The following is a 2,516-nucleotide window of genomic DNA, read 5'->3' on the forward strand; positions in this document are numbered from 1 at the left end:
CGATACAGGGAAGCGTGGACATAGGCATTAAAAGTCACCGCACAGCGGAACAACAGCGTGCTCTTCCGCAGTGCGGTGATAGAGGCATGGCATTAGCCAGCCATCTGTTTCTCGCGGATTTCAGCCAGCGTCTTGCAGTCGATGCAAAGATCGGCGGTCGGACGCGCTTCCAGACGGCGGATGCCGATCTCCACGCCGCAGGACTCGCAGTAGCCGAAGTCGTCATCTTCGACTTTCTTCAGCGTCTTCTCGATCTTTTTGATCAGCTTACGCTCGCGGTCGCGGTTACGCAGTTCAAGGCTGAATTCCTCTTCCTGCGCGGCACGGTCAACCGGATCCGGGAAGTTCGCCGCTTCGTCCTGCATATGCGAGACGGTACGGTCAACTTCATCACGCAGCTGATTGCGCCAGGCTTCCAGAATCTTGCGAAAATGTTGCAGCTGGGCTTCATTCATATACTCTTCGCCCGGCTTCTCCTGGTATGGCTCCACCCCAGCGATGGCGAGAATACTCAGGGACGATGTTTTACGGTTTTGCCCTTCTTGCATGTTGTTTCTCCTGGATAACACGCACTATACCTTTTGTGGTTCAGCGCCAGCGATTAGGCGTCAGGCGGTTGAGTGTAGTCATTACGCTACATTTTGCCTGGCGGGTTTCGCCGCGTTGCCGCAAACGGGTACATCGATCCCCCTACGGGGAAAAACAGGCCGCTATAAATAACAGAAGCAGTCAAGGTTGGCAATTATTCATGATCGCACCTTGACAAGCCTGTGAGGAACAGCGTATTTGGCGCCTCGCGTTAAACATTCATAACACAACAATTTGCAAAAGATATTACAAGCTTACGGCAACCGGTTTTTTCAGAAACAGGCCTGCCGGTGATAAATCTGCGCGATACGCCAAAATCTCTACGCCATCCTGCTGCGCCTGGACCAGTTGGTCTGCGTAACGTGCGTCAATGTAACGCGCGGGGGAGACGTCCTCAATCCCCGAGTGCAGAACCGCAAACAACAAAACAGCCCGATGGCCGGCAGCCGCGACGGCGCTTAGCTCGCGCAGATGCTTCTGGCCTCGAACCGTCACCGCATCCGGAAAATAGCCTTTTCCTTGATGTAAAAGGGTCACGGACTTGACTTCAATATAGCAGTTGCGTCTGCCGCCTGCCTGAAGCAGGAAGTCGATTCGGCTCTTTTCCGCGCCATATTTGACCTCAGCCTGGCAGGCGTCGTAGCCGGACAAGGGCGCAATGACGTCTGCCGCCAGCGCCTCCTTCACCAGCTGGTTGGCGCGCAGCGTGTTAACGCAGATCCAGTGGCCCTGCTGCGTTTCGGTCAGCTCCCAGCTGTGCGGGTATTTGCGCGTCAGGCTGTCGGAGGTGGAGTACCAGACTCTGTCGCCCGGCGTGGCGCAGCCGGTCATCGCGCCGGTATTGGCGCAGTGAATGGTCAGGGTTTCCCCTTCCGGCGTCACCACGTCGGCAAGAAAACGCTTATAGCGGGCGATCAGTCGGGCGGGCTTTAACGGCGGTGAAAACAGCATAGCGCTCCAGAATCAGGTCAGCGGCCAGCTCGCCAGCGCCTGATAGCGCGTGCGGCCCCGCGCGTACTGCGACGAAAACAGCGAAAAATGGTCGACGCGAAAGCGCCAGTGAAAGCCGCGCGGCGGCAGCGCAATGCGCGATGCCGCGTCGCGCAGCAGCGTAACGTGCGGATGAAAAGGCTGGGCGCTCTGCGCGCAGCCGTGGCGCGCCGCCTGGGCCCGCAGCAGATCGGCGAGCTGCAGCAGACCGCGCGGCGGCCGCTGACAGCCGAGCCACACCACGCGGGGACGCGGCCAGTGGCCGGCGTCGTCCAGATCGAGATCGAAGGCGGGCTGCTGAATGCGCGCGGCCAGCTGTTGCAGCTTTTGCGCGGTCTCGCTTTTCACCTCGCCGAGAAAGGCGAGCGTCAGGTGCAGGTTGGCCGCAACAACAGGGCGGCCGGCGTCGTCGGCGAAGTTATCGGCGCGCCAGCGCACCAGCTGCTGCTGCAGCGCGTTAGGCAGCCCGATGCCAAAAAACAGGCGTTGCGTCTCCATGGCGGTCTCCGGCAATTCTCGCGGATGAATGCTACAATGCGCGCCATCTTAACACAGGCTGAACGGGAGTTTGCCGTGAGTGATTTACCGGTCAGCGCAGTGCTGCCCGACCTGCTGCAGGCGCTCGAAACGGCGCCGCAAATTCTGCTGGCGGCCCCAACCGGCGCGGGCAAGTCGACTTGGCTGCCGCTGCAACTGCTGCAGCGGGCAAATCTGTCGGGCCGCATTATTATGCTGGAGCCGCGTCGGCTGGCGGCGCGCAACGTGGCGCAGCGTCTGGCGGAGCAGCTTGGCGAGCAGCCCGGCGAAACCGTCGGCTACCGTATGCGCGGCGAAAACTGCGTCGGCCCGGCCACCCGGCTGGAAGTGGTGACGGAGGGCATTCTGACGCGCATGCTGCAGCGCGATCCCGAACTCAGCGGCGTGTCGCTGGTGATCCT

4 protein-coding genes are annotated in these 2,516 nt (G+C 60.5%); 1 reads left to right on the plus strand and 3 read right to left on the minus strand.

What is annotated here, in order from left to right:
- Positions 1 to 92 precede the first annotated feature (92 nt).
- The 3 genes from dksA to thpR all read right to left on the minus strand — a co-directional run bounded on the left by dksA (position 93) and on the right by thpR (position 2,076).
- Positions 93 to 548, minus strand: coding sequence for an RNA polymerase-binding protein DksA (dksA, locus tag B3797_RS19540; RefSeq protein WP_033749555.1), 456 nt, complete (start codon positions 546 to 548; stop codon positions 93 to 95).
- 286 nt (positions 549 to 834) lie between these two features.
- On the minus strand, positions 835 to 1,539 hold the full coding sequence (sfsA, locus tag B3797_RS19545) for a DNA/RNA nuclease SfsA (RefSeq protein WP_311791957.1): 705 nt from the start codon (positions 1,537 to 1,539) through the stop codon (positions 835 to 837).
- 12 nt (positions 1,540 to 1,551) lie between these two features.
- Positions 1,552 to 2,076, minus strand: a complete 525-nt coding sequence (gene thpR, locus B3797_RS19550; protein ID WP_311791958.1) for an RNA 2',3'-cyclic phosphodiesterase — start codon at positions 2,074 to 2,076, stop codon at positions 1,552 to 1,554.
- 36 nt (positions 2,077 to 2,112) lie between these two features.
- Here thpR and B3797_RS19555 point away from each other — a divergent pair.
- Positions 2,113 to 2,516, plus strand: a 404-nt coding sequence (locus B3797_RS19555; RefSeq protein ID WP_349681498.1) for a DEAD/DEAH box helicase, incomplete at its 3' end; no start/stop codon positions are given.

This window comes from Pantoea sp. UBA5923, assembly GCF_002431095.1.
Classification (GTDB): domain Bacteria; phylum Pseudomonadota; class Gammaproteobacteria; order Enterobacterales; family Enterobacteriaceae; genus Pantoea; species Pantoea piersonii.